The sequence below is a fragment of the Enterobacter sp. AC1 genome (assembly GCF_050434705.1).
Classification (GTDB): domain Bacteria; phylum Pseudomonadota; class Gammaproteobacteria; order Enterobacterales; family Enterobacteriaceae; genus Enterobacter; species Enterobacter cloacae_L.
The window spans coordinates 395,792-422,234 of record NZ_JBNDIZ010000001.1; the positions used below are offsets into that span (position 1 = coordinate 395,792).

Here is a 26,443-nt window from a genome sequence, read left to right on the forward strand (position 1 = left end):
AAGAGGTGAATATGTCTGCACATCGTCAACTGCGGCTCGGGACCATTTTGCATGGTGCATCCGGGAATATGTCCGCCTGGCGTCACCCGGCGGCCGTCGCCGATGCCAGCATCAATTTTGATTTCGTCAAAGCGACGGCGTTAAAGGCGGAAGAGGGCAAACTCGATTTCTTATTCGTTGCCGACGGTCTTTATATTAACGAGAAGTCGATCCCGCATTTTTTAAACCGGTTTGAACCGCTGACGGTGTTATCCGCGCTCGCCAGCATCACCTCGCGCCTGGGGCTGGTGGGAACCTTATCCACCTCCTACAGCGAGCCCTTTACCACGGCGCGCCAGTTCGCCAGCCTCGACCATCTGAGCAACGGCCGCGCGGGCTGGAACGTGGTGACCTCACCGCTGGAAGGATCGGCGAAGAACTTTTCCCGCGAAAAGCACCCTGAACACGCGCTTCGCTACCGGATCGCCGATGAGTATCTCGACGTGGTGAAAGGGCTGTGGGATTCCTGGGAAGGTGATGCGTTCGTACGTAATAAAGAGAGCGGGCAATTCTTTGACGCGTCAAAGCTTCACACCCTGGATCACCGCGGTGATTTCTTCCAGGTCGCCGGGCCGCTGAATATTGGCCGCACCCCGCAGGGGCGTCCGATTGTATTCCAGGCCGGCGCGTCGGATGACGGGAAAAAGCTGGCGGCGAAACATGCCGACGCCATTTTTACCCATCACGAAACCGTCGATGAAGCAAAAGCCTTTTATCGTGACGTGAAGCAGCAGCTGGAAACGCACGGCCGCCGCGCCTCTGATTTACATATTTTCCAGGGCGTCAGCGTCATTGTCGGTAACGATGCCGACGACGTGGAAAACCAGTATCAAACCACGGCGGCGCTGGTGTCGATTAATGATGCCCTTAATTACCTCGGGCGTTATTTCGAACATCATGATTTCAGCCAGTATCCGCTCGACGAACCGTTCCCCGATATCGGCGACTTAGGCAAAAACAGCTTCCGCAGCACCACCGATGAAATCAAGCGTAACGCCCGCGAGCGCAGCTTAACCCTGCGTCAGGTGGCGCTGGAAGCCGCTTCGCCGCGCCCGCGCTTTTCCGGCACGCCGGAAGAGGTTGCGGACGGCCTGCAGGCCTGGTTTGAAGGCTATGCCGCAGACGGCTTTATCATTCAGGGCGGTACGCCGGACACCTTCCCGCGTTTTGTTGACCAGGTGGTGCCCGTGTTACAGGCTCGCGGCCTGTTCCGCACCGACTACCCGGGCACCACGCTGCGCGAAAGCTTAGGCCTGGACGAGCCGAAAAACGCCTTCACACAACAATAAAAGAGAACACCGCTATGCAGAAAACATCGCTTATTCTGGCGCTCGCGCTGGCCTTTACCCCTGCCGTCTGGGCAGAGAATGTGAATATTAACGGCACCGGCGTGAGCATTGAGGCCAATAAAACGCCGATCAACACCGCCAAAAACGGCGATGCCATCGCCCAGCTGCCGAAAGACTATCGCTTCGCCGTGCCGGGGAAATTTACCGTGGCGGTGGCCGCGCTTAACTCGCCGCCGCTGACGGTCTTCTCCGATGACAACAAAACGCTGTTGGGAAGCGAGGTCGACGTTGCGCGTCTGGTGGCGGACAGCCTTGGGCTGGAGCTGAACGTGGTGCCGACCTCCTGGGAGGACTGGCCGCTGGGCGTGGCCTCCGGGAAATACGATGCGGCTATCAGCAACATCACCGTCACCAAAGAACGCAAACAGAAGTTTGATTTTGCCACCTACCGCAAGGATTCCCTCGGTTTCTACGTGAAATCCACCAGCCCGATTACCTCGCTTCAGAAGGCGGAAGACATCGCCGGGCTGCGGATTATCGTGGGCTCCGGTACCAATCAGGAAGCCATCCTGCTGGCATGGAATGCTGAAAACCTGAAGAAGGGGCTGAAACCCTTTACCCCGATCTACACCAAAGACGATGCGGCACAAACCCTGGCGCTGCAGTCCGGGCGCGCGGACGCCTTCTTTGGCCCGAACGTGATTGGCGCGTGGAAAGCCGCGCTGACGGGTAAAACCAAGCTGGTCGGCAGCGTCGACGGCGGCTGGCCGAAGGCGGCGCACATCGCGGTAACGCTGAAAAAAGGCAGCGGCCTGGTCGAGCCGGTACAAACCGCATTGAACGGTGCTATCAAAAGCGGCGATTACGACAAGGTGCTGAACCGCTGGGGTGAAGGCGTTGAGCGCATCCCGAGTTCAGAAGTGAACCCGGCTGGCCTGGGTGATTAAGGAGGCGCGATGAGCGAACAATTTCGTGATGTTTCGCCGGAAGACGCCGAACTCCAGCCCATTATCGAGGGGCTGTTCGGTGAATACGCGGCCCGTTACGGGGACTACTTCTCTAAGGACGCAGAAGTCGAGCTGACGGAGTGGTATCTGGCGCCGCAGGGGCTGTTTATCGTCCTGGAGCGCGATGGTGAAATCATCGCCACCGGTGCCTATAAGCCCTTTGACGAGCGGACCGCAGAGATTAAACGTATCTGGACCAACAAATCCCTGCGTCAGCAGGGGCTTGCCGGGCGCGTGGTGCAGGAGCTGGAGCGCAGGGCGGTGCTGGCAGGGTATAGCCAGATCTACCTGACAACCGGTTTTCGTCAGCCGGAGGCGGTCAGGCTCTATATCAGCCAGGGCTACCAGCCGCAGTTCGATCTGAACCGGGATCCGGAAGAGTATAGCCAGCCGCCGTTTGACGGCCGGCTGCGATTCACCAAAACGCTGGTACGCGAAGCGTTCAGTCAAACCGCATGAGGAACGACGATGAGCAACGTTGAAACCATTAAGGTGGTCCCGGCGCGATATCCGCTGCGGGCCGTCGGCGCCGCGGTGGCGCTGTTTGTCCTGGCGGTCGTCATTCAGTCCGTGGCCTTTAACCCGCGCTGGGAGTGGGCGGTATTCGCCCGCTGGTTCTTTGACCCGGTGATCCTCGAAGGCGTCGGCCAGACTCTGCTGCTGACGCTGATCGGTACCGCGCTGAGCGTGGTGATTGGCGGCATGCTGGCCCTGGCGAGACTCTCGTCGTCCTGGCTGCTGAGCAGCCTGGCGTGGGCCTACATCTGGCTGTTCCGCTCGCTGCCGCTGATCGTGGTGCTGATCATTCTCTACAACTTTTCCTATCTCTACGACACGCTCTCTCTCGGCGTGCCGTTCACCGGCATCACCTGGGGAAGCTTTGAAACCATTAACGTGCTGGGGCAGTTCTCCACCGCCGTGGTAGGACTCACCCTGGTGCAGAGCGCCTATACCGCCGAGATCATTCGCGGCGGATTCCTCGGCGTCGACCACGGGCAATATGAGGCGGCCGCCGCGCTCGGCCTGCCGGCCTGGCGCCGCACGGTGCGCATTATTTTGCCGCAGGCGCTGCGCACCATTCTGCCTTCGGGATTCAATGAGATCATCAGCCTCGCCAAGGGCACGGCGATGGTCTACGTCCTGGCGATGCCGGAGCTGTTTTATACCATCCAGATGATCTACAACCGCACGCAGGAGGTGATCCCGCTGTTGATGGTCGGAGCTGCCTGGTACCTGGTGATTACTACCGTCTTGTCCGCTATCCAGTACGGTGTTGAACGCGCGCTCGCCCGCAGCGAACGCCGCTCTGCCGTTAATCAGAACCGCGCCACCCGTCGTAGCCGTTCTGTCACCACCGCACCAGCACAGGAGCCCGTCCATGCAAGCCTCTCCTGAAGGACACATTTCGATTACCGGCGTCAGCAAGTATTTTGGTCGCCATAAGGCGCTCGACAACGTCACGCTTGAGATCCCGCCCGGATCCGTGACGGTGATCCTCGGGCCGTCCGGCTCGGGCAAATCGACGCTGCTGCGCACCATTAACCACCTGGAGCGCGTCGACGAAGGCTTTATCCAGATTGACGGCGATTACATTGGCTATCGCCGTCAGGGTGACAGGCTCTACGAGCTGAAAGAGAAGGAGATCCTCAAGCAGCGCATCAACGTGGGCTATGTGTTCCAGAACTTCAACCTCTTTCCGCACCTCACGGTGCTGGAAAACCTGATAGAGGCGCCGGTCGCGCATAAAAAGCTCAGCAAAAAAGAGGCGGTGGAAAGGGCGTTTAGCCTGCTGGACGTGGTTGGGCTGCGGGATAAAGCGGACGCCTGGTCCCGCCATCTTTCCGGCGGCCAGCAGCAGCGCATTGCCATTGCCCGCGCGTTGGCGCTGCGTCCGCGCGTGATGCTGTTTGATGAACCCACCTCGGCGCTGGATCCGGAGCTGGTGGGGGAAGTGCTGGACGTGATCAAAAAGCTGGCCCGGTCCGGCACCACGCTGGTGGTGGTCACCCACGAGATCGGCTTTGCCCGGGAGGTGGCGGATCAGGTGGTGTTTATGGTCGACGGCAAAATTGTGGAGCAGGGCAGCAGTGACGAGGTGCTGAATCATCCGTCGCACCCGCGAACGCGCCAGTTTCTCTCCAAAGTATTGTAAGGAGCGCCAATGAAATACGGACTTCTGGCGGGGCTGATTTTTTCAGCCGCCAGCCACGCCAGCATTGATTTAAAAGCCAACGAGCTGCCGCTGCCGGTGACGGTCGATCCGCAGGCGGTGGCAAAGATCCCCGCAAATTACCGGTTCGTTGAGCCCGGGACGCTGACGGTGGCCATTTCGGCGCTGAACTCCCCGCCGCTGGCGCTGCTGGCCAGCGATAACCGGACGCGGATTGGCAGCGACCCGGATATCGCCCGCCTGCTGGCGGGCAGCCTGGGGCTGAAGCTGAAGCTGGTGCCGACGGCGTGGGAGGACTGGCCGCTGGGGATCGCCTCCGGGCGCTACGACGTGGCGCTGGTGAACATTGCGGTGACCGAACAGCGGAAAGAGAAGTTCGATTTTGCAACCTACCGCGTCGATTCGCTGGCGTTTTCGGTGAAATCCACCAGCGAGGTGCAGTCCATTAAAAACGCGGAAGATCTGGCGGGGAAAAAGGTGATTGTCGGCTCGGGTACCAATCAGGAACGTATCCTGCTGGGCTGGAACGAAGAGAACCAAAAGGCAGGGAGGGCGCCTGCGCTGCCGGTCTATCTCCACGACGATGCCTCGGGCAACCTCTATATTCAGTCCGGCAGGGCAGACGTGTTCTTCGGGCCGCAGTCGGTCTCGGCCTATAAAGCGGCGCTCACCGGCAAGACCCGCGTGGTCGGTTTAGGGCCGAAAAAAGCCTATGTTGCGACCACCACCAAAAAAGGCAATGAGCTGGTGTACGCGCTGCAGGCCGCGCTGAACGGTGCGATTACGCGCGGAGATTACCAGAAGGTGCTGGCGCGCTGGGGGGAGCAGGGCGAAGCGGTAGCGCAATCGGAGGTCAACCCGCCTGGGATAACCTACTAATGGTGCTCTACACTTAGGGTTTTCATCCCTCACCCTCAGGGGGCAACATGATTAAACTCTATGGCGTACCCGGCTGGGGCTCGGCAATCAGTGAAGTGATGCTAACCCTGGCTGATATCCCTTATCGATTTATCAACGTGGACGGGTTTGACCAGCCCGGCCCGCAGCGTGAGCTGCTGCAAAAGCTAAACCCGCTGTGCCAGGTGCCCACGCTGGAGCTGGAAAATGGTGCCATCATGACCGAAACGGCGGCGATTGCCCTGATGGTGCTCGACAGATGTCCCGATCTCGCCCCGCCCGTAGGGCAGGCCGAACGCCAGCAGTTTCAGCGTTTGCTCATCTGGTTTGTGGCGAACGTCTATCCCACGTTTACGTATGCCGACTATCCCGAACGCTGGGTGCCGGACGCGCCGGAGCAGCTGCAGAAAAACTGCATCGAGTACCGGAAATCCCTCTATTTGTGGTTCGAAGAACAGCTCAGCGCGGCCCCGTTTGCGCTGGGTGAACGTCTGACGCTGCTGGACGTGTATATCGCGGTGGCGCGTACCTGGGGGCCCCGACACGCCTGGTTTGCGGCCAATACGCCGAAACTGACGGCCATTGCGGATACCGTATGCCAGCTGCCGGAACTGCACAAGGTGTTAAAGGCCAACGATATTATCTGATAACGTGGAGCCCTGACTCACAACTGGAAGCCTGCGCATGCCACACGTAGATATCAAATGTTTTCCCCGTGATTTGAACGACGAACAAAAAACCGCCCTGGCGGCGGATATTGCCGAGGTGATTATTCGCCATTTCAACAGCAAAGACAGTTCCGTGTCGGTGGCGTTGAACCAGGTGAATCAGGAGGACTGGAAAGCGCAGGTCTGGGATACCGAAATAGGACCGAAGCTGGACGAGCTGATTAAGAAGCCCGGCTACTCTATGTAAGATCTTTATGCCGGGGAGCGGATCCGTTCTTCCCCGGCTTTCCCCGCCTGTCATCCCGCTTTTCGCAAAAATCGATAAAAATGAGTTTTATCTTATCCGCTACACTTTACGGTTCTGACTGACATTTCATAAATCCTTAGGAAAGATCTTCAACAGAATCAGTTAAGGACAGACACGTTAAAGGATAATTTTCTGATGACAAAATTACCGCAGTTTTCCCTCGCTTTTCTTCACCCCCGCTACTGGCTCAGCTGGGTCGGCATTGCCGCGCTGTGGCTCATCATGCTGCTGCCTTATCCGCTGTTGTTCCGAATCGGTCACGGCCTGGGGCGGCTGGCGATGCGCCTGCTCCCTCGCCGCGTCGAGATTGCCCGCCGCAATCTTGAGCTTTGCTTTCCAGAGATGAATGAGAATGAACGCGAGACGTTGCTGCAGCGTAATTTTGAATCGGTAGGCATGGGGGTGATCGAAACCGGGATGGCATGGTTCTGGCCGGCGTGGCGGGTGCGCAAATGCTACACCGTGGTGGGCTATGAACACATGGAAAAGGCGCGGGCGAAAGGCAATGGCGTGGTGCTCGTGGGCATGCATTTCCTCACCCTTGAGCTGGGCGCGCGGATCTTTGGCATGCTTAACCCCGGCATTGGGGTGTATCGTCCTAACAATAACGCGCTGCTTGACTGGCTGCAGACGCGCGGCCGCCTGCGTTCCAATAAAACCATGCTCGATCGCCATGATTTAAAAGGCATGATCCGCTCGCTGAAGCAGAATGAAATTTTGTGGTACGCCCCGGACCATGACTATGGCAAAACCAATAGCGTCTTCGTGCCGTTTTTTGCGGTGCCGAATGCCGCCACGACGGCGGGCAGCTATATGCTGGTCAAAAGCGCGCGGCCTGCCGTGATCCCCTTCGTGCCGCGGCGCAGGGCGGACGGCTCAGGTTACGAGCTGATTATTCTGGAGGATATCGGTGAAGCGCTGCAGGGGGGAGATAAAGAATCCGTTGCGACGCAGATGAACAGGGCAATTGAGCACGCGGTACGGATGGCGCCAGAGCAATATATGTGGCTGCACCGTCGCTTCAAAACGCGTCCAGAAGGCCTGCCTGACCGGTATGCCCGCCGCAAACCGGCGGCACCGCGGGTTGATATTCTGTCAGCCGACGATTTTTCCGACCGCTCGGGCGTACAGCACTAAAACAGCACCAGGGCCCTCACCGCGCGGTGAGGGCATGACCGATGCTACAGCGCGGAGCGGCGGTAAGGCGCATAGTCCGCCTGCCACCATGTCTTCTCGATGCGCGCCATCAACGTCTCATCATCTATCGCCGGGGCAATGCCCTGGGCAATTGCGGCCCGTGCCACGGCGACGGCTATCTGGCGTGACACCGCTTCAATACAGTCAACCGGCGGCAGCAATCCCCCTTTTTCCGCGGTGACCAGCGGAGACTGCGCCGCCAGGCTGCGGCTTGCTGCCATCAGCATCTCTTCGGTCACCCGGCGCGCGTTGCTGGCCAGAACCCCTAATCCCAGTCCCGGGAAAATATAGGCGTTGTTACACTGGGCGATGTCGTACTGCGCGTCCTGCCAGAATACCGGGGCAAACGGGCTGCCGGTGGCCACCAGCGCGGCGCCCTGAGTCCAGGCGATAAGATCCTGCGGCTGAGCCTCCGCCCGTGACGTCGGGTTCGAAAGCGGCATGATAATCGGGCGCGGGCAGTGGCGATGCATCTCTTTGACAATCTCTTCGCTGAACAGCCCCGGCTGGCCCGAAACGCCAATCATCACCGTTGGGTGCGCGTTTTTAACCACGTCCAGCAGGGAAATATTCTTCGCCACTACCTGCCAGCGGCTAATGGCGTCGCGCGCGGTGAGCAGGCTTTTCTGGAAATCGAGCAGGTTGGTCATGTCGTCGGTGAGCAGGCCGAAGCGATCGACCATAAAGATCCGGCTGCGGGCTTCGGACTCGGTCAGGCCGTCATCCACCATCAGCGCCACAATTTTTTCTGCTATCCCGCATCCGGCGGAACCGCTGCCCAGGAAGACCACGCGCTGGTCGCGAATGCGCGTGCCCGCGGCATGGGCCGCCGCAATCAGCGTACCTGCGGTAACGGCTGCCGTTCCCTGAATGTCATCATTGAAGCAGCACAGCTGGTCGCGGTAGCGCTGGAGCAGTCTGGTGGCGTTTTTCTGGGCAAAGTCTTCAAACTGCAGAAGAACGTTGGGCCAGCGCGCCTTGACGGTGCTGACAAACATATCCATAAACTCAGCGTATTGATCGTCGCTGATGCGCGGATGACGCCAGCCCATGTACATCGGGTCGTCCAGATGCTGCTGATTGTTGGTGCCGACGTCCAGCATGATCGGGAGGGTAGAAGCCGGATGGATCCCCCCGCAGGCGGTATACAGCGACAGCTTGCCAATCGGGATACCCATTCCGCCGATACCCTGATCGCCAAGCCCTAAAATACGCTCCCCGTCCGTCACCACAATCACGCGAATGTCGTTGCGCGAGAAGCTTTGCAGCATTTCATCAATACGATGGCGGTTAGGCCATGAAATAAACAACCCGCGCGCACGGCGATAAATCGTCGAGAAATGCTCGCAGGCTTCACCTACGGTCGGGGTATAGATAATTGGCAGCGTCTCTTTCAGATGCAAACGCAGGAGATTATAAAAGAGGGTTTCATTGGTATCCTGAATATTGCGCAGATAAACATGACGGGAAATATCGCTTTTAAAATGGCAGAACTGCACCCAGGCACGTTCGGTTTGTTCTTCAATGGTTTCAACGTTGTGCGGTAATAGGCCATGCAGGTTAAAATTATCACGCTCTTCTTTAATGAAAGCGAGCCCTTTATTTAATAACGGATTTTCCAGCAGTACGGCCCCGTTATAGGGGGTATACAGCACTTCTTTGCGAGACATGGTTAACTCCTGAATATGTAAGCGATAAAGATAAAAGATGAGCAAAAACAGTGCCTTTAATGGTTGTAAAGACACGGTATTTCGTGCGTTTGGTTGGGGGCTAATTTAGCGCTTAGCTAACGGAGCAGGAGTGATAAAGTTCACATTCTTTCTGCTTTTATTAATTTCAAAAAGGAATGCATTGATCGCCATGAATAACTTTAGTTACATAATGATGAATTAAATTATTTAAAAGGAAAGCGTTGTTGTGTTCACATTTCTCTTCGGGAACGCATGTTAATTTCACCCTGAGCCTGTTTTTAGAAAAGGCCGCATAATTCATTATTTATATTTATGGACATTTATTGGTATCAGGAATAGTTTCCAGCCTATTCCTTTCTCTGTATATCCGAACACAATTTTCAGGTGATTATATGAAAGATAATCCTGTACCAACGTCTGCGCTGCCGACCTCGCGTTTCGCCTTTGGGCTCAACACTGAGGTTGGCGCGGTCCCGCTGATGCTGTTTGTCGGGATTGCCGCTATTGTGGCGACGTCCGCCTGGGCAGGGCTGCTGCCGAAAAATATGATTGGCGGGCTGGCGGTCATCATGACCCTCGGCTTCGCGTTTGCCAAAGTGGGGCGTCAAATCCCCCTGCTGAAAGACATCGGCGGCCCGGCGATCCTGTGCCTGATGGTGCCCTCCGTGCTGGTCTATTTTGGCGTATTCGGCAAGCAGACCCTTGATACGGTGCATCTGCTGATGAAAGAGGCGAATCTGCTCTATTTCGTCATCGCCTGCCTGGTGGTCGGCAGTATTCTGGGGATGAACCGGGTGCTATTGATCCAGGGGATGATGCGCATGTTTGTTCCGCTGGTGGCAGGGACATTCATGGCCGTGCTGAGCGGGCTCATTGTGGGATCGCTGTTTGGCTATACGCCTTACCACACGTTCTTCTTTATCATCGTTCCGATTATTGGCGGAGGGATTGGCGAGGGGATTTTGCCCCTGTCACTGGCCTATTCGGCAATACTCGGGCAAACGCCGGACGTCTACGTTGCCCAGCTGGCACCCGCGGCGGTCGTGGGGAACATCTTCGCCATTATTTGCGCAGGCTCGCTGGCGCGTCTTGGGGCAAAACGTCCCGCGCTTTCGGGTAACGGCATGCTCACGCGAAGCAAAGAGGACGTCAGCCTGTTTGCCGGGGCGCAAAGCGCTCAACAGACGGATTTTCATCTGATGGGGGGCGGGTTGCTGATGGTGTGCGCATTTTTCATCGTCGGAGGATTGTTTGAAAAACTGGTCCACATTCCCGGCCCGGTGCTGATGATCCTGATTGCCGTTCTGTGTAAGTACTTCAGGGTGATCCCGTCCTCCATGGAGCAGGGGGCGCACAGTTGCTATAAATTCGTCTCGGCCGCGCTTGTCTGGCCGCTGATGATCGGCCTTGGGATGTTATACGTGCCGCTTGAAAGCGTAGTGTCGGTCTTCTCGGTGGGGTACGTGGTGGTGTGCGGCTCGGTCGTGATTGCAATGGCGCTGAGCGGCTACTTTATTGCCTCGCGTCTGAATATGTATCCCGTGGAGGCGGCCATTGTGACCTGCTGCCACAGCGGTCTGGGCGGAACGGGGGACGTGGCCATTTTGTCGGCCTCTAACCGGATGTCGCTCATGCCGTTTGCGCAGATTGCCACTCGCATCGGCGGCGCGTCGACGGTGATCCTCGCCACGCTGCTGATGGGATGGATTATGTAACGCGGTGCGGGTAGGCCGGGCAGCATCGCCGGGCTTACCCCTTTTCGGACGGCACAATGTGAACATGGTTTTGTTTCACCTCCTGACCCTGCGCATTCACGTAGCCGATATGCAACGGATCACCCGTTTCGCTGTCCACCAGGGTTAAATGCGGCGCGGTATGTAACACATGTTTGTGCCCCCACTCCATCAGCGACAGAAGCACCGGGGCAAGAGTGCGGCTTTTGTTGGTAAGCTGGTATTCATACCGTTCACGTTCACCCTCTTCCCGGTAAGGTATTCGGGAAAGCAACCCCAGCTCCGTCATCAGCTTTAAACGCGTCGCTAACGTCTGCTTCGTGATTCCGGTATGGCTTCGCATGGTTTCAAAGCGCGTCACCCCGTAAAACGCCTCCCGCAGGATCAGCAAAATCCATTGATCGCCCACGATTTTTGCTCCTTCAGCCAGACCGCAGAGTTCGGGGGAGAGGTAAGGCAACGATTTATCTTTTGACACCGGGTGTTTTCCTTTCTAATCTAAGTATGATTTTTAGACCTTGCTTGCAGGAAGAATACAATGCCTTTTGTGAATGTACAATCGATTAAAGGGATCATGAACGCCGAGCAGAAAAGCGAGCTGCTGCGCCGGATGACGGACTTAATGGTGGAAATCGAGGGGAAAGGGGATCCGGAGTTCCGGCGCTCGGTCTGGATCCGTATTGATGAGCACGACCCTGAGCAGTGGAGCCTGGGCGGATTACAGCCTACCGCTGAAATGATTGCGAAGAAATTCGCGTCGACGCAGGTACCCTGATGAGAGGCCGGGAGGCGAAACTGGCCTCCCGGCAACTCACTGAGCCCGCAACAAAATGTCCATCAGCCCGGGAAAACGGGCATCCAGATCCTCTCTGCGCAACGAAATCATATTTTCTCGTCCCTGCGGACGCTGCCAGATGACGCCGCTGTCGCGCAACACGCGCCAGTGATGGGTCATCGTGGACTTCACCACGTCTTCCGGGCGCAGCGCGTTGCAGCTGAGTTCGCTGCCGTCGGCAAGCCGGCGAATAATCGACAGCCGGAGCGGGTTGCCGAGGGCAAACAGCACATTTTCCAGCAGTATTTGTTCAGTTTCAGGATGGTTAGGGATCATCGTTTTCCTGCGTCTGGTGTCAGATTGAGCTATATCAACAATAGGTCAACCATTAAAAAATAGTTCGATAATACTCGTACAATAGGACTATTATAGCAAACGAACGAATACGCGACCATCCCGGTCGTCACAAACAGGTCAAAGAGACTTAAGGAAATATCATGCCCCGACCCATCCCTCTCGAACGTTATCGCAACATCGGTATCTCCGCGCATATCGATGCCGGTAAAACAACCACCACCGAGCGCATCCTGTTTTACACCGGGATGAGCCACAAGCTGGGTGAAGTACACGATGGCGCGGCAACAACCGACTGGATGGCGCAGGAGCAAGAGCGCGGGATCACCATTACGTCTGCGGCCGTCAGCTGCTTCTGGCCGGGTATGGACAGAGGGTTTGAACCGCACCGGATCAACATTATCGATACCCCAGGGCACGTGGATTTCACCATTGAGGTGGAACGCTCCATGCGCGTTCTCGACGGTGCCGTGATGGTCTATGACTCCGTGGGCGGCGTGCAGCCTCAGTCCGAAACCGTCTGGCGTCAGGCGAATAAGTATCACGTGCCGCGTCTGGCCTTCGTCAACAAGATGGACCGTCCGGGCGCCGATTTCTTCCGCGTCGTGCGGATGATGCAGGAGCGCCTGAAGGCGAATCCGGTACCGATTGTGATCCCGGTTGGCGCGGAAGAGCACTTCACCGGCGTGGTGGATCTCATCAAGATGCGCACCATTCTGTGGGACGATGCCACCCAGGGCATGGTATTTACCTATGCGCCCGTGCCGGATGACTTAGTGAAAACCGCTCAGGAATGGCGGGAAAAAATGGTCTCTGCGGCGGCGGAGGCCAGCGACGATCTGATGGATAAATACCTGGAAACGGGCGATCTCGACGAAGCGGAAATCATCCGGGGGCTGCGTATTCGCACCATCTCGGGTGAAATCCAGCCGATGCTGTGCGGCAGCGCGTTCAAAAACAAGGGCGTGCAGCGCATGCTCGATGCGGTCATTGAGCTGATGCCGTCGCCGCTTGACGTGCCGGCGATTGACGGCGTAGATGAAAAAGGGCAGCACGCCGAGCGTCATCCCAGCGACGATGAGCCGTTCTCCGCGCTGGCGTTTAAGCTGATGAGCGACCCGTACGTCGGGCAGCTGACCTTTATCCGCGTTTACTCTGGCGTGCTGCGCAAAGGAGATGCGGTGTATAACCCGGTGAAAGGGAAGAAAGAGCGTATCGGGCGTATCGTGCTGATGCATGCCAACGATCGCCACGAGGTGGACGAACTGCGCGCCGGGGATATCGCGGCCTGCGTTGGGCTGAAAGATGTGACCACGGGTGACACCTTAACCGACCCGAACGCAGTGATCACGCTTGAGCGGATGGAGTTCCCGGATCCGGTTATCTCGCTGGCGATCGAGCCGAAAACGAAAGGCGATCAGGAGAAAATGGGGATCGCGCTGCAGCGTCTGGCGGCGGAAGATCCGTCTTTCCGCCTGCACACTGATGAAGAGTCCGGCCAGACCATTATCTCCGGGATGGGTGAGTTACACCTGGAGATTATCGTTGACCGCATGAAGCGTGAGTTTGGCGTCGAGGCGAACATTGGTCGTCCGCAGGTGACCTACCGCGAAACCTTGCGTAAAGCGGTGAAGGATATCGAAGGCAAATTTGTCCGTCAGTCCGGCGGTAAAGGGCAGTACGGTCACGTGGTGCTGAGCCTTGAGCCGACCGAACCCGGCAGCGGCTTTACGTTTGAAGATGCCACCAAGGGCGGCGTGGTGCCGCGGGAGTATATCCCGTCCGTTGAGAAAGGACTGCGGGAAGCCATGAACAGCGGCGTTCTGGCGGGGTACCCGGTTGTCGATGTCAAAGCGACGCTGACGTTTGGTTCGTATCACGAGGTCGACTCTTCGGAGATGGCGTTCCGCATGGCGGCGATCCTCGGCTTTAAAGAGGGCGCTCGCAGGGCGAATCCGGCGATCCTTGAGCCGATTATGCACGTGGAGGTGGAAACACCAGAGGAGTACTCCGGCAATATTATGGGCGATCTCTCCTCCCGCCGTGGCATGGTGCAGGGGATGGAAGAGCAGTACGGAAGCCAGATTATTCGTGCTGATGTTCCGCTGGCAGAGATGTTTGGTTATGCCACGACTTTGCGCTCGATGTCCCAGGGACGTGCGACGTACACGATGGAGTTCCATCATTTCGCGGAAGCCCCGAGAAATGTTGCGGATGAGATTATTGCGCGGCGTGCGAAGTAGTGAAGTAATTGCACATGGTAGCCGATGGGCTACCGTGTGCTTTTTCCGCTCTTACAGGCGGCTTTAATATCGCGTGGTCACTTAACCAGCGTGGCCGATCGAACTTTCCATTTCCCTTTTTCCTCAACGAGACAATCGGTAACAACGTGGTCCTGCTTATTACCAAATGCGATATACACGTTTGTGCAAACGGCATCAAAATCAGAATGCAACACTGTTATCTGCTCCCAGTCCTCATTCCAGTCCTGCGATTTAATAAACATATTTGCATCGGGCATGTCTTTTTCGTTACTGTCGCCAGAGTACATTTCTTTAATTGCTGCGATAGTTTCTGAGGTAACGTAGTCACTCCTGCTGTCCGGATTGAGGACTGGCGGTTTGTCCTGATTCAACTGCGCGATATACCATTGATTGAATTTAAGCGCCGCCATCCCCGGTGGAGAGATGCTATCAGCGACGGCGAAAGGAGGCAGGGCGAAAAGAAAAAAGAAGAGTGCTTTCATTAGTCATGCCTGAAGCGTTCGTAATGGGACTGTATGCTTCGGTAAGCCTTTACTGGGTACAGGGTGCGTTGTACGAAATCGCTGATCCACTGCTGGCCATCGTAGATGCAAATCTGTCCGCTATTGTGACCCACAATATTCTGGATAACGGCTACGTCGCCTGAATGCGGTTGATCATATACCAGGCGGAAGAAATAGGGCACTGTTACTGAGATAGTGCAATTAGTATATGCTGTTAGGCTACGACTCTATGGTTCCAGCTATCTTTGTAAACAATATTACCATCACAGTGCTTCCAGGTAATACTTTCATAACGTAGAAGGATTGTTTCGAGGTGTGTGCCTGATCCTGCACCAGGATATAAGTCAGGAGTTATGGACGTGATTTTTACATTCTCCAGGGAAATATTGAAATATTCGCTTTCTATTCCAGCCTCGCTAATTATGTACATCTTTATAATTGCTGATTTGAGTGTGGCGCCTGTAGTTAAAGCTTTGTACAAAAGAGGGGTCACCCGATCAAACTCTTTCTGAAACATAATCGGCGCGTGAATTCGTGTACCCGTCAGGCGGCCTGTATTGCTATCGGCCGGAATATTGACATTATGAGTTAGTGATTTTAGCTCAATAGCCCCGATACGCCCGGAGACAAGAGATGAACCAATCATTGGTGAACCATTTTCATCAGTTAACCACATATAAGCTGGATTAGACATAGTAAATCCTTTTATTTCAGTTTTGTTATGCGTGAAGTTAATCGAGGGAATAACCAAATAAGTATAATAATTGTGAGCAACGTCAATGATAGACAGTACTCAGGAAATAGATGAAGCCATAATAAACCAAAACCTATGACGAGCACAGGAAAGACTATACTTTCTAATAACAGTCTGATTAAGTTTTTAAACATTCAAGTCACTTTGTATATAATCGGCTAAATCATCCAGGTTTGAAAAGGCTTTTAATTTCATTTTTTCAAATAATTTTGAAATGGCGGGCTCGCAAAAATAATACAGCATCTCCAGTTTCGCCTGGTATAGAATCCAATAATAATCGGGATTAATAACTTTCAATTGGCGAGCAGCGAGTGCACATTTCTGTTGTATGCCATAAAACTGGAGAACTAAGACCCCTTGTGGTAATTTACCCGAGAGACGTTCAACAACAACTTTCGAAACAAGACTGGATTGAGAAAGAGCTACCGAGGCAGCAGTGGCAAATGCATAGCGCGTTGCTCCCGCTACGTTCATGTGAGAGCCAAATTCTGCAATTCTTTGGATGAGTTTACGGGCTGAACCTTCTGGATTGCCATTATCTATGTCATCACATATCGTTTTCAGGTACAGATAAAACATGTATGCAATGACATCAGCGTGTTTGAAAACCGACTCTATTGAGTAGAGTGTTCTGATTTCTTCAGCTTTTAACTCCTGACAGACATTATTGTACTGGGGAATAAAACATGATGAATACCAACTGGCTCGCTCAATACCAGAATATATAACGGATGCAACACCTCTTGCTGATTGCAAAATGCCACCAATTGCGTTCTGCATTGTGAGGGCCAGATGGTGGTCACTCTGAAATTTTATCCTTAAATAGTCAGATGCATTCATGATGTGAGATCCTTAATGCGATTTTTATTTCACGTTATCATTGCAATCACATAGCGAATATCCTCTTTTTTTTTGAAAGCTGGTAAGCATTTAATGTTATATGAAATCATTATATCTCTAAGGTATCTGATTGAGCTTATCAATCCAGCGCCTTCACCATCTTCCCACTCGCCACAAACGTTCCGGCCCCAAGGTGATGCAGCGTATTCAGCTTATCGCCATCAAACTGCCAGCGTCCGGCGACAAACGCGCGTTCATCTGCTGCCGCTGATACCACTTCGCCAAACAGCGTATCGTACTTTTCTGCCGCCGATGTGGCGGGTAATAATCGACACTCCATCCACGCCAGACATTTTTCTTCAATGACCGGCAGGCCGAGTTCGGGGCCGTTTACGACCGGGATCCCGTAGCAGTTGAATTTGTCTTCATCGCGCCCGCTGACGCTGCCTACCGCGTAAGTCCAGCTGGCCGCCGCCACGCCGGGGATGACGATGCCAAACTTCCCGCTGCGTTCGATCAGCTCGCGCGACCAGGCGCTTTTATCCACCACAATCGCAATACGCGGCGGTTCAAATTCGACGGGCATTGACCATGCGGCGGCCATCACGTTGCGTCTGTCCAGGGTTTCATCCCGGCTGGTAATCAGCACGGTAGGGCCGTGGTTCAGCAGGCGGCTGGCATGACGTAATTCAACAGGGCGAAAGTGGCTCATAGGTTCTCCTCATAAACAATCGAGTATGCAGAAAAAGCACGGAAATCAAAGTGAACGCGTAAAATTAGTTTATAAACAAAACATCACTTTTAAAGGAAACTGATGCATGTCTCCCTTTCTGACTGCCTATTTTGCTCGCATCGGCTGGAAGCAACCGGCTTCTGCTGATATAGACACCCTGCGCGCGCTGCATTTACATCACAACTGCGCGATCCCGTTTGAGAATATCGATGTTGTCCTGCCGCGCGAAATTCATCTTGAAGACCCGTGTCTGGTCGACAAACTGGTGACCGCCCGTCGCGGGGGATACTGCTTTGAGCAAAACGGCCTGTTCGAGCGCGTGCTGCGCGAAGTCGGGTTTACGGTGCGCAGCGTGCTCGGACGCGTGGTATTGGCGAGTCCGCCGCAGATGCCGCCGCGCACGCACCGCCTGCTGCTGGTGGAACTTAACGGCGAGCGCTGGATTGCCGACGTCGGGTTTGGCGGCCAGACGCTGACGGCGCCGATCCGCCTGCTTGCCAACGAAGAACAGGAGACGCCGCACGGGCTGTATCGTCTGCTCAGCGAGGGGAATGACTGGGTGCTGCAGTTCCGTCACCACGAGCACTGGCAGTCAATGTACCACTTTGACCTGACGACGCAGTATTTCAGCGATTATGTGATGGGGAATTTTTGGTCGGCGCACTGGCCACAGTCGCATTTCCGCCATCATCTGCTGATGTGCCGCCATCTGCCGGACGGCGGCAAGCTGACGCTGACCAACTTTAACTTTACCCACTGGCAGAACGGTCATGTGGAGGAGCAGATCCATCTTCCCGACGCTGCGGCGCTGTATCAGCTGATGCAGGCGCGCTTTGGGCTGGGCGTTGACGATCCGAAGCACGGTTTTTCTCTGGCGGAGCTGACGGCGGTGATGGCGGGGTTTGATACGCATCCGCAGGCCGGGAAATAATGCGCAAAGGGGCGCGGGCCCCTTTCTCCGCAAGGGCTACTACTGAGTAAACTTGCCGATCCACGGGCTGCTGTTTTCGCCAGACCACAGATGTAAAATCAGCTCGCGGAATTTTTCCGCCGCCGGGCTAAGGGGTGTTTCCCGGCGTTGCACAAGCCCCAGCGTTCGGCGTATGACGGGTTCAATCAGCGGGCGACTGACAAGGACGTGATGTTCATCGGTCGGCATCGCCAGACTTGGAACCACAGACACGCCGAGACCCGCTTCCACCATCCCCAGTGACGTTGACAAATGACGCACTTCATAAAACCAGTTCGGTTTCCAGGCCATTTTCTCGAACGCCTGATCGATAAGCGAACGGTTCCCGCTGGAACGTCTTACCCCAATCAGCTTCATTCCGGCCAGATCGTCCCACGTGACCAGCGGTTTTTTCGCCAGTTCATTGTCGCGCCGACATGCCAGAACAAAGGGTTCATTCACCAGCGGCGCAAAATCGATATTAGGATGTGTGATGTTTATCATATTTATGCCGAAATCTGCGTCACCATTCAAAACCGCTTCGAGACAATCGCTGGCACTGTGCTCAAGTATGCGGATCCGGATGTTTGGGTAGTCATTGTTATAATCTCGTATCACTGATGGCAGAAAATAGAAGGCCGCGGTAGGGATACAGGAAACCGTAATCACGCCTGCCTGATGCGTCGCCATCTCTTTAATACTCAGGATTGAACTTTCATAAAAATCGATTAAATTCCTCGCTTTAGGTAAAAACTCTCTTCCCACCGTCGTAAGCTTCACGCTTCGCGTCGAACGCTCAAACAGCGTGGCTCCCAGGCTCTCTTCCAGTTTTTGAATCCTGCGTGTTAACGCCGGTTGTGAAATATGAAGAAATTGCGACGCTTTTGTAAAACATCCGATTTCTGCAATTTTTACAAACGCTTGTATTCCCTGTAATTCATGTTGCATATCCGCATCCCGTTCTCGCTTTTCTTTAACCACGATAACGCAGGGGTTATTAATGTGCAAAACGTATTAATCCTTCTTTTTTTGACATTAGAGTTATCAACAGGAGTGTGAAAACCTTATTGCGTTCCTGATAAAACGAAATGAGAAAAACACATGTTAAAGATCCCTTGCGTTTTAATGCGTGGCGGTACGTCAAAAGGCCCCGTTATTTTGGCCAGCGACCTGCCTGAGGAAACCGAAGAGCGCGACGCGGTGTTACTCAGCTTGATGGGCGCAGGCCATGAGCTCGAAATTGACGGCATTGGCGGTGGAAGCCCGCAAACCAGTAAGGTGGCCATCGTCAGTCCTTCCGACAGTCCGGATGCAGATGTGGATTATTTATTCGCACAGGTGATGGTGAACGAACGTCGCGTCGATACCACGCCAAACTGCGGCAATATGCTCTGCGCGGTGGGGCCCTTTGCGATAGAAAAGGGGCTGGTGAAGGCGCACAGCCCGGTGACAACGGTGCGGATCCGTAATCTTAACACCGGAACGCTGGTTGATGCGGAAGTGCAAACGCCTGATTATCGGGTCACCTATGAAGGCGATACCCAGATTGACGGCGTTCCGGGTACGGCCGCACCCGTTGGCTTAACTTTCCTGAATTCAGCGGGTTCCAAAACAGGGAAATTGCTTCCGACCGACAGCGTCACAAACGTATTCGACGGTATTGACGTTACCTGTATTGATATGGCGATGCCGATGGTATTGATTGAGGCCTCGGCCCTGGGGAAAACGGGAGGGGAGTCACCCGCGGAACTGGATGCCGATACGGCGTTTAAAGCAAGGCTGGAGAGCCTGCGTCGTCAGGCGGGCGAGGCGATGGGCTTAGGGGATGTGTCAAATAAAGTGATCCCTAAACCGGTTCTCCTCAGCCGGGCGCGCAACGGCGGAACGCTTCAGGTGCGGTATTTCATGCCACACACCTGCCATAAATCGCTGGCCATTACCGGCTCGATTGGTATTTCGACCGCGACGCTTATAGAAGGCTCTGTCGCCGCTAAAATCATCGCCGATCGTCCAAAAGAGCGCTTTACCAATATTATTGATATTGAACACCCAAGTGGAAAAATATCCGTGTCATTGTTGAGGGACGGGAACAATATCGAAAATACCCGAGCTGCGGTAATTCGCACTTCCCGTAAGCTCTTTGAAGGTGTCGTCTGCGTACCTGAAAAAATGCTCTCTGAAGTTGATTAAGTAAAAGCCAAACTAAGAAATAGTTCCACCTTAAACAATTATATTCTGTACCTTAACTATAAAACTGAGGTTATTATGGCGTTAACGCATGCTAACAATACCCTGAAAGCGCCCGATCCTGTAAAAGCCAGCGCGCATATTCGCGTAATTCTGGCACTCGCATTATCCGGGCTTGCAGAACTTGCTTCTCTGTTTTTTATTCAGCCACTGCTTCCGACGCTTGCTGTGGAGTATAATGTCCCGGTCAGCCAGGTGAGTATTATCTTATCGGCAGAAACAGCGTTGCTGGCAATCGGATTGCTGTTTACCGGGACGTTATCCGATCACTATGGCAGGAAGCGATTAATTATCGTCTCCCTCCTGTTGGGCGGCATTCTGACGCTGCTCTGCCCGCTGGTGGAATCCTGGGCGATGCTGGTGGCGCTGCGTGCGGTGATTGGTCTGGCGCTGAGCGGCATCGCTGCGGCAGCCACCGCCTACATCAGTGAAGAGGTCGCACCGGTGGCGGCTGGCATCGTGACGGGCTATTTTGTCTTCGGTAACTCGATGGGCGGCATGTCCGGCCGTATTGTTGCCAGCCAGCTGATCGATCACGTTTCAATCAATGTCATCTTTTACGGTTTTGCGGTCAGCCTGATTGCGGTTGCCGTTCTGGTGAAGTTCCTGCTTCCGGAATCTAAAAACTTCAAGCCCACGCAGAGCCTTAACGCCATGCGTATGGTGAAAGGGGCGGCATCCCACTTCAAAAATAAAAATCTGGCGCTGGCGTTTGTCATCAGCTTTATTATCTTCGGCGCATTTACCTCACTGTATAACTATCTGGCCTTCTTCCTGAAAGGTGAACCGTTCCATATTTCACCGGCAAATGCAGGCCTGCTCTCCTTTAGCTTCGCCCTGAGTTTCTTTACGGCACCGCAGGCAGGCCGCTTATCGGCAAAATATGGCGCAATGAAAGTCCTGCGGGTGTTGTTCCTGATCATGGCGTTCGGCATGCTGCTGACGCTCACGTCGAACGTTGTCACGTTTATTGTTGGCGCCGTCATTTTTACCGGCTGTTTCTTCGGCTGCCACTCTATCGGCCTAAGCTGGGTCAGTAAAAATGCAACCCATGCAAGAGGCCAGGCCGTCGCGCTCTATTTATTCTTCTACTACATGGGCGGTTCGGTGATTGGTTTTATTAACGGTTTTGTTTTCCATTCGATGGGCTGGCAGGGGATGACCGGATTTATTCTGGCATTGCTCGGGGTTGGCGTTGTGGTGGCGACATATCTGGCATCCGGTAATAAACCGGTACTGGTTCCCGCCCAGTCCGCAGAATAAAAGTCAGGCAATGTGTTCACGCCCCAGGGCGTGAACACAGAAAGAACACGTATATCAATCGGGTATTATCATGAAATTAGCAAGCTATATTCATCAGGGCCGTAAAAGCTACGGGATTTATACGCCATCCGGCTTTATCGATTTGGGTAATAAAATCGGCCATCAATATGCGACATTAAAAGATCTTCTTCACTGGGATGCGGTAGACGTCGCCAGACAATATCTCGATTGCCCGGTGGATATTAGGCCTGAAGAAATCACCTTTTTGCCCGTTATAGAAGAGCCCGGAAAGATTTTCTGCGTGGGGATGAATTACGCTGAAAAAAGAAAAGAGTTTGCTGAGACGAATAATGCCCCCACGCTGTTTATCCGTTTTCCTGATTCGCAAACCGGGCATGCGCGGCCGGTGATAAAACCGGTTCTTTCCAGCGAGTTCGATTACGAAGGCGAGCTGGCCGTGATCGTCGGTAAACCCGGTAGCCGAATTGACGTCAGTAACGCGCTCAGCCACGTCGCGGGATACAGCTGCTATATGGACGGCTCCGTGCGCGACTGGCAGCACGCCTGGTTCACCGCCGGTAAAAACTGGACGCAAACCGGCGCCTTCGGCCCGTATATGACCACGGCGGACGAGATCCCCGACCCTCACGCCCTGACCATTCATACCTGGCTGAACGGCATGCTGGTTCAGAATGACTCCACCGGCAGCATGATCCACAAAGTAGCGGATCTTATCGCCTACATCAGCACGTTTACCTCTCTCAGCGCCGGCGACGTCATTATTACCGGTTCGCCGGGCGGCGTCGGCAAAAAGCGTAATCCGCCTCTGTTTATGCACGACGGCGATCGCGTTGAAGTGGAGATCGAAAACGTTGGCCGACTGGTCAATACCATTGTGGAAGCTCAGCCGCAGCCACAAGCGTTAGCTGTCTAAACGCTCAGGAGAGAGAAGATGTACACCGCCAGAACACCCGAGTTTGAGGTTATTAACGCCGGTAACGCCCAGTCCCGGGAAGAGGTTATCCGCTTCCTGGCCCGCAACGGTTTAGGCATTGATGATGATATTGAGCAATTTATTGTTGCGCGCTATCAACGCCATCTGGTCGCCTGCACCGGGATTGCAGGTAACACGCTGAAGTGCATCGCGGTGGATCCCGCGTGGCGGGGCACGTCGTTAAGCCTGACGTTAATCCATGAAGCCGAGCTTCAGGCGGCGCAGAACGGTGAACATCAGCTCTTTCTTTTTACCTGTCCGGATAACGTGAAGTCGTTTCGCGGATGCGGGTTTTATCCGCTGGTGACGGTCGAGAACCGTGCGTCATTAATGGAGAATACGCCGGTAGGTATTCATCGTTATTGCAGTCAGCTGCGCCGCCACCATTTCGTGCCGGGGAAAAATATTGGCGCAATTGTGATGAACGCCAATCCGTTCACCCTCGGCCATCAATATCTTATTGAGCATGCGGCAAGCCGGTGCGACGCGTTACATGTTTTCGTGGTCCAGGAAGATGTCTCGGCATTTTCGTTTAAAGAACGGTTCGCGATGGTCAGGGAAGGATCGCAGCACCTGCCGAATGTCACCGTTCATCCAGGGTCGGCGTATATTATTTCGCGCGGGACATTCCCGGGCTATTTCCTGAAAGATAAGCAGGTCATCGATAAAACCTACGCGGCAATTGATCTCATGCTGTTCAGAAATTACATCGCCCCCGCGTTGAATATTAATCATCGTTTCGTGGGTACCGAGCCATTTTGTCCGTTAACCGCCGAATATAACCGGGCGATGCACCGCTGGCTGGAAGAAGAGACGAGCACAGCGGCTCGTATTAGCGTACACGAAATAGAAAGAAGAACGGACGGTAATAATGTGCCGGTATCGGCTTCAGCCGTTCGTCGTTTATTAAAAGAAAACAACATCGCTGCCGCCAGTCGCATGGTGCCTGCCACTACGCGCGCGTTTCTGAATAACGGAATACAGCATCAGCCCTGTTTATCCGAGCCGCTGACGGCAGCGGTTTAAGCGCATTATCACAGGAAAATGAATATGAAAATTGTGCAAGCCGCGATGGCGGGAACGCTGGAGTCCAGCGACCTGATGGTCAAGGTCAGTCCCGTCGAGAGCGGGCTCGATGTTGTCATCCAGAGCGAAGTGTATAAGCAGTTCGGCGACCGAATTGCAGAGGTGGTCAATGAAACCCTTGCGGCGTTCAATATCGAGCAGGGGCTGATCGTTGTCGATGATAAAGGCGCGCTGGACTGCGCGATCCGCGCCCGCGTGCAGGCTGCACTGCTCAGAGGTACAGCCCGGGAAGACATTGCATGGGAAACGTTATAATGAAAAAGTTACGCCGCAGTATGTTATTTATTCCCGGTTCAAGTGCAGCCATGCTGTCGACGGCATTTATCTATAAACCAGACTCAATTATGTTTGACCTGGAAGATGCCGTTGCGCTGAAAGAAAAAGATAGCGCGCGTCTTCTGGTATTTCACGCGCTGCAACATCCGATGTACAACGATATTGAAACCGTTGTCAGAATTAACCCGCTTAATACCCCTTTTGGTTTAAAGGATCTGGAAGCTGCCGTCAGGGCAGGGGTGGACGTTATTCGTCTGCCGAAAACCGACACTCCGGAAGATATTTATCAGCTCGAACGCGAAATCGTCCGTATCGAAGAAAGCTGCGGGCGTCCTGTTGGCTCAACGAAATTAATGGCGGCAATCGAATCCGCCGTCGGCGTCATTAATGCCGTCGCCATTGCGAAATCCTCCGAGCGTTTAATGGGGATTGCGCTCGCCGCCTTTGACTACGTGATGGATATGCAAACCGAGCGGGGCGACGGGACCGAACTGTTCTATGCCCGGTGCGCCGTACTGCATGCCGCGCGTGGGGCAGGGATCGACGCTTTCGACGTGGTATACGCCGACGTGAATGACGAGGCCGGTTTCCTGAAAGAAGTGGATCTCATCCGCCGGATGGGCTTCAACGGTAAATCGCTGATTAATCCGCGACAAATTGAAATTCTTCACAACGCCTACGCGCCCACGCAGGAAGAAGTGGACTACGCCGAGCGCGTGATTGCTGCCGCAGAAGAGGGAGAACGCAACGGACTGGGGGTGATTTCGCTGAACGGAAAAATGATCGACGCGCCAATCATCAACCATGCCCGCGTGGTTATCGAACGTAAAAATGCCTCGGGCATTCGTCAGTAATCCCTTATACCGCAAGCGACAGGATGAATAATGAAAAGTCTCACTGAAACCCTGCACCACATTCCTGGCTCTCGCCGTGAGTACGTCGCCTTCAGCGGCGCTAACGCGGCCACGCCTTATCTTGCTGACGCTGAGCAAAAGTCTCAGCGCAAACTTTTCGCCAGCGTGGACGATGTGCTGGCCCGCTGCGATCTGCATGACGGCATGACCGTATCCTTTCATCACGCGTTCCGCGAGGGCGATAAGGTCATTAATTACGTGATGGATAAGCTGGCTCAGCGCGGTCTGAAAGGGATCACGCTCGCGTCCAGTTCGTTAATGTCGTGCAATGCGCCGCTTATTGAACACATTCGCAGTGGCGTGATTGGCAAAATCTACACCTCCGGCATGCGTGGCGAACTGGCGGATGCGATTTCACACGGGCTGATGGACGAGCCGGTACAGATCCACTCCCACGGTGGGCGGGTGAACCTGATTCAAAAGGGCGAAATTGCCATTGATGTCGCGTTTCTGGCGGTCTCGTGCAGCGATGAGTATGGCAATGCCAGCGGCAACGGCGGCAACTCGCAGTGCGGCTCGCTCGGTTACGCCATGGTCGACGCGCAATATGCCAAAAAGGTGGTTTTGCTCACCGAAACCCTGAAGCCGTTCCCCAACCTGCCGGCCAGTATCGTCCAGGACCGGGTTGACTACGTGGTGCAGATTGAGAGCGTCGGTGACCCGGCAAAGATCAGCGTAGGCGCCGCAAGGGTCACCAGCAATCCACGTGAGCTGATGATTGCCCGCTCTGCCGCCGACGTTATCGAACACTCTGGCTATTTCCGCAACGGCTTTTCCATTCAGACTGGTTCAGGTGCGGCGTCCACCGCCTGTACGCGGTTTATGGAAGCCCGTATGCGCAAACACAATATTGTCGCCCGTTTTGCGCTCGGCGGGATCACCGGCAGCATTGTCGATCTGCATCAAAAGGGGCTTATTGAAAAGATCCTCGATACGCAAAGCTTTGACGGTGCCGCGGCCGCGTCCATGACAGTCAATCCTGGCCATGTGGAAATTTCCACCAACGTCTATGCGAACCCGGCTGCAAAAGCCGCCTGCTGCGACAGGGTGGACGTGGTCATCCTCAGCGCGCTGGAGGTGGATACCCAGTTCAACGTCAACGTGCTGACCGGTTCCGACGGCGTGATGCGCGGCGCGTCGGGCGGGCATTGCGACGTCGCCGCGGCGGCAAATCTCACCATCGTGGTTGCCCCGCTGATCCGCAGCCGAATTCCTACCGTTGTCAGGCAGGTCACCACCCTGGTGACGCCGGGCGAAAGCATTGATGTTCTGGTTACCGATCACGGTATTGCCGTTAACCCGGCGCGTCCGGAGATCCGCGAACGTCTGATTAACGCCGGGCTGGCCGTCGTCGACATCGATGCGCTCTATAACAAGGCGCTGCTCATCTCGGGGCAGCCTAAGCCTGTGGCGTTTACTGACCGGATCGTGGGCGTGGTGCGCTACCGCGACGGCAGCGTGATTGACGTGGTTCGCCAGGTTAAGGAGTAATT

At 54.7% G+C, this 26,443-nt stretch carries 27 protein-coding genes and 1 pseudogene; 20 read left to right on the forward strand and 8 right to left on the reverse strand.

Annotated features, from left to right (window positions below; translation table 11 throughout):
- The first annotated feature begins 11 nt into the window (after positions 1–11).
- The 8 genes and pseudogenes from M2433_RS01885 (at position 12) to M2433_RS01920 (ending at position 7,514) form a co-directional block, all read left to right on the forward strand.
- A pseudogene (locus M2433_RS01885) lies at positions 12–2,275 on the forward strand (NtaA/DmoA family FMN-dependent monooxygenase).
- Between the two features lie 9 nt (positions 2,276–2,284).
- Positions 2,285–2,794, forward strand: a complete 510-nt coding sequence (locus M2433_RS01890) for a GNAT family N-acetyltransferase (RefSeq protein WP_059309951.1) — start codon at positions 2,285–2,287, stop codon at positions 2,792–2,794.
- A gap of 9 nt (positions 2,795–2,803) precedes the next feature.
- Entirely contained in the window at positions 2,804–3,730 is a 927-nt protein-coding gene (locus tag M2433_RS01895; protein ID WP_047348365.1) for an amino acid ABC transporter permease, read from the forward strand.
- Positions 3,714–4,487 (forward strand): amino acid ABC transporter ATP-binding protein, encoded by a 774-nt coding sequence (locus tag M2433_RS01900; protein ID WP_059309952.1) that lies wholly within the window; start codon positions 3,714–3,716, stop codon positions 4,485–4,487. Before M2433_RS01895 ends, M2433_RS01900 begins: the two co-directional genes overlap by 17 nt.
- A gap of 9 nt (positions 4,488–4,496) precedes the next feature.
- The gene (locus tag M2433_RS01905) at positions 4,497–5,384 is read left to right on the forward strand and encodes a transporter substrate-binding domain-containing protein (RefSeq protein WP_429052463.1); all 888 of its coding nucleotides are present in this window, start codon (positions 4,497–4,499) and stop codon (positions 5,382–5,384) included.
- A gap of 47 nt (positions 5,385–5,431) precedes the next feature.
- Positions 5,432–6,049, forward strand: coding sequence for a glutathione S-transferase family protein (locus M2433_RS01910; protein WP_429052464.1), 618 nt, complete (start codon positions 5,432–5,434; stop codon positions 6,047–6,049).
- A 37-nt stretch (positions 6,050–6,086) separates the two neighbouring features.
- Positions 6,087–6,317: a tautomerase PptA gene (gene pptA, locus M2433_RS01915; RefSeq protein WP_047348369.1), complete on the forward strand. Its 231-nt coding sequence runs from the start codon at positions 6,087–6,089 to the stop codon at positions 6,315–6,317.
- Positions 6,318–6,512: 195 nt separating this feature from the next.
- Positions 6,513–7,514: a Kdo(2)-lipid IV(A) acyltransferase gene (locus M2433_RS01920; RefSeq protein WP_429052465.1), complete on the forward strand. Its 1,002-nt coding sequence runs from the start codon at positions 6,513–6,515 to the stop codon at positions 7,512–7,514.
- Between the two features lie 44 nt (positions 7,515–7,558).
- Here the strand turns inward: M2433_RS01920 and M2433_RS01925 are convergent, their stop codons facing one another.
- The gene (locus M2433_RS01925; RefSeq protein ID WP_429052467.1) at positions 7,559–9,244 is read right to left on the reverse strand and encodes an NAD-dependent malic enzyme; all 1,686 of its coding nucleotides are present in this window, start codon (positions 9,242–9,244) and stop codon (positions 7,559–7,561) included.
- 413 nt (positions 9,245–9,657) lie between these two features.
- Between M2433_RS01925 and M2433_RS01930 the strand changes: the two genes are divergently transcribed.
- Positions 9,658–10,980, forward strand: coding sequence for a 2-hydroxycarboxylate transporter family protein (locus tag M2433_RS01930; RefSeq protein WP_429052469.1), 1,323 nt, complete (start codon positions 9,658–9,660; stop codon positions 10,978–10,980).
- A 34-nt stretch (positions 10,981–11,014) separates the two neighbouring features.
- On the opposite strand, the gene M2433_RS01935 is transcribed toward M2433_RS01930, so the two are convergent.
- Positions 11,015–11,476 (reverse strand): winged helix-turn-helix transcriptional regulator, encoded by a 462-nt coding sequence (locus tag M2433_RS01935; protein WP_429052471.1) that lies wholly within the window; start codon positions 11,474–11,476, stop codon positions 11,015–11,017.
- Between the two features lie 60 nt (positions 11,477–11,536).
- Between M2433_RS01935 and M2433_RS01940 the strand changes: the two genes are divergently transcribed.
- Positions 11,537–11,773 carry a tautomerase family protein gene (locus tag M2433_RS01940; protein ID WP_429052474.1) on the forward strand — a complete coding sequence of 79 codons (237 nt, stop codon included), beginning with the start codon at positions 11,537–11,539 and terminating at the stop codon, positions 11,771–11,773.
- A 36-nt stretch (positions 11,774–11,809) separates the two neighbouring features.
- On the opposite strand, the gene M2433_RS01945 is transcribed toward M2433_RS01940, so the two are convergent.
- Positions 11,810–12,109: an ArsR/SmtB family transcription factor gene (locus M2433_RS01945; RefSeq protein WP_429052475.1), complete on the reverse strand. Its 300-nt coding sequence runs from the start codon at positions 12,107–12,109 to the stop codon at positions 11,810–11,812.
- Between the two features lie 161 nt (positions 12,110–12,270).
- Here M2433_RS01945 and fusA point away from each other — a divergent pair, with 161 nt between their 5' ends.
- Positions 12,271–14,370, forward strand: a complete 2,100-nt coding sequence (fusA, locus tag M2433_RS01950) for an elongation factor G (protein WP_429052478.1) — start codon at positions 12,271–12,273, stop codon at positions 14,368–14,370.
- A gap of 77 nt (positions 14,371–14,447) precedes the next feature.
- Here the strand turns inward: fusA and M2433_RS01955 are convergent, their stop codons facing one another.
- Entirely contained in the window at positions 14,448–14,873 is a 426-nt protein-coding gene (locus M2433_RS01955; protein WP_429052479.1) for a DUF3828 domain-containing protein, read from the reverse strand.
- A gap of 23 nt (positions 14,874–14,896) precedes the next feature.
- On the opposite strand from M2433_RS01955, the gene M2433_RS01960 reads away from it, so the two are divergent.
- On the forward strand, positions 14,897–15,037 hold the full coding sequence (locus M2433_RS01960) for a hypothetical protein (RefSeq protein ID WP_429052481.1): 141 nt from the start codon (positions 14,897–14,899) through the stop codon (positions 15,035–15,037).
- A gap of 71 nt (positions 15,038–15,108) precedes the next feature.
- Here M2433_RS01960 and M2433_RS01965 read toward each other — a convergent pair whose 3' ends face one another.
- From M2433_RS01965 to M2433_RS01975, 3 genes are all read right to left on the reverse strand, one after another.
- A complete protein-coding gene (locus M2433_RS01965; RefSeq protein WP_429052483.1) occupies positions 15,109–15,588 on the reverse strand; it encodes an Hcp family type VI secretion system effector in 480 nt (159 codons plus the stop codon).
- A 186-nt stretch (positions 15,589–15,774) separates the two neighbouring features.
- Positions 15,775–16,488, reverse strand: a complete 714-nt coding sequence (locus M2433_RS01970) for a hypothetical protein (RefSeq protein WP_429052484.1) — start codon at positions 16,486–16,488, stop codon at positions 15,775–15,777.
- Positions 16,489–16,627: 139 nt separating this feature from the next.
- The gene (locus M2433_RS01975; protein ID WP_429052486.1) at positions 16,628–17,200 is read right to left on the reverse strand and encodes a flavin reductase family protein; all 573 of its coding nucleotides are present in this window, start codon (positions 17,198–17,200) and stop codon (positions 16,628–16,630) included.
- 106 nt (positions 17,201–17,306) lie between these two features.
- Here M2433_RS01975 and nhoA point away from each other — a divergent pair, with 106 nt between their 5' ends.
- Positions 17,307–18,152 carry an N-hydroxyarylamine O-acetyltransferase gene (nhoA, locus tag M2433_RS01980; protein WP_429052487.1) on the forward strand — a complete coding sequence of 282 codons (846 nt, stop codon included), beginning with the start codon at positions 17,307–17,309 and terminating at the stop codon, positions 18,150–18,152.
- Between the two features lie 39 nt (positions 18,153–18,191).
- Here the strand turns inward: nhoA and M2433_RS01985 are convergent, their stop codons facing one another.
- Complete coding sequence (locus tag M2433_RS01985; RefSeq protein ID WP_429052488.1) at positions 18,192–19,118, reverse strand: LysR family transcriptional regulator; 927 nt, start codon at positions 19,116–19,118, stop codon at positions 18,192–18,194.
- Between the two features lie 153 nt (positions 19,119–19,271).
- Between M2433_RS01985 and M2433_RS01990 the strand changes: the two genes are divergently transcribed.
- The 7 genes from M2433_RS01990 to citF all read left to right on the forward strand — a co-directional run bounded on the left by M2433_RS01990 (position 19,272) and on the right by citF (position 26,441).
- Entirely contained in the window at positions 19,272–20,360 is a 1,089-nt protein-coding gene (locus M2433_RS01990; protein WP_429052490.1) for a 4-oxalomesaconate tautomerase, read from the forward strand.
- A 75-nt stretch (positions 20,361–20,435) separates the two neighbouring features.
- The gene (locus M2433_RS01995) at positions 20,436–21,680 is read left to right on the forward strand and encodes an MFS transporter (protein ID WP_063428287.1); all 1,245 of its coding nucleotides are present in this window, start codon (positions 20,436–20,438) and stop codon (positions 21,678–21,680) included.
- Between the two features lie 70 nt (positions 21,681–21,750).
- On the forward strand, positions 21,751–22,614 hold the full coding sequence (locus M2433_RS02000; protein WP_429052492.1) for a fumarylacetoacetate hydrolase family protein: 864 nt from the start codon (positions 21,751–21,753) through the stop codon (positions 22,612–22,614).
- Between the two features lie 18 nt (positions 22,615–22,632).
- Positions 22,633–23,700: a [citrate (pro-3S)-lyase] ligase gene (gene citC / locus M2433_RS02005; RefSeq protein ID WP_429052494.1), complete on the forward strand. Its 1,068-nt coding sequence runs from the start codon at positions 22,633–22,635 to the stop codon at positions 23,698–23,700.
- 24 nt (positions 23,701–23,724) lie between these two features.
- On the forward strand, positions 23,725–24,015 hold the full coding sequence (gene citD / locus M2433_RS02010; RefSeq protein WP_429052496.1) for a citrate lyase acyl carrier protein: 291 nt from the start codon (positions 23,725–23,727) through the stop codon (positions 24,013–24,015).
- Positions 24,015–24,890: a citrate (pro-3S)-lyase subunit beta gene (gene citE / locus M2433_RS02015; protein ID WP_429052497.1), complete on the forward strand. Its 876-nt coding sequence runs from the start codon at positions 24,015–24,017 to the stop codon at positions 24,888–24,890. Before citD ends, citE begins: the two co-directional genes overlap by 1 nt.
- A gap of 30 nt (positions 24,891–24,920) precedes the next feature.
- Positions 24,921–26,441, forward strand: coding sequence for a citrate lyase subunit alpha (gene citF, locus M2433_RS02020; RefSeq protein ID WP_429052499.1), 1,521 nt, complete (start codon positions 24,921–24,923; stop codon positions 26,439–26,441).
- Positions 26,442–26,443: the final 2 nt, after the last annotated feature.